This window comes from Pseudoalteromonas sp. S1727 (assembly GCF_005886375.1).
Taxonomy (GTDB): domain Bacteria; phylum Pseudomonadota; class Gammaproteobacteria; order Enterobacterales; family Alteromonadaceae; genus Pseudoalteromonas; species Pseudoalteromonas haloplanktis.
Genome location: NZ_PNDT01000195.1, coordinates 1 through 435 on the forward strand (window position 1 = coordinate 1; position 435 = coordinate 435).

Annotated in this window: 1 protein-coding gene; it reads left to right on the top strand. The window is 39.8% G+C overall.

What is annotated here, in order from left to right:
• Window positions 1-92: 92 nt before the first annotated feature.
• Window positions 93-435 (top strand): transaldolase family protein (locus CWB85_RS21590; protein ID WP_283235141.1); only part of this gene is annotated, 343 nt, incomplete at its 3' end.

The window sequence follows — 435 nt, forward strand, 5'->3', positions numbered from 1 at the left end:
CTCATGTTTTGCACTAATAAGGGGCTTTAAACCATGTCAAAAGCAATGCTAAAAGCCGTTAATTTATTTTGTATGATGAAAATAGGATGTCTATGTCTAGCCAATTAGAACAATTAAAAACCATGACCACTGTGGTTGCTGATACCGGTGATTTTGAAGCGATCGATCAATATAAACCGCAAGATGCCACAACAAACCCATCGTTATTGCTCAATGCCATTAACATTGAAAAGTATCGTCCACTGGCTGTTGAAGCTGTCGCTTGGGCTAAGCAACAAACCAATGACAAAGCACAAGTGATCAGTAAAGCCGCAGATAAGTTATCAGTATTGATTGGTGCAAACTTAATGGCGCAAGTGCCAGGTTTAGTATCAACTGAAGTTGATGCGCGCTTATCGTTTGATACGCAAGCAACCATAGATAAAGCACTTGAAC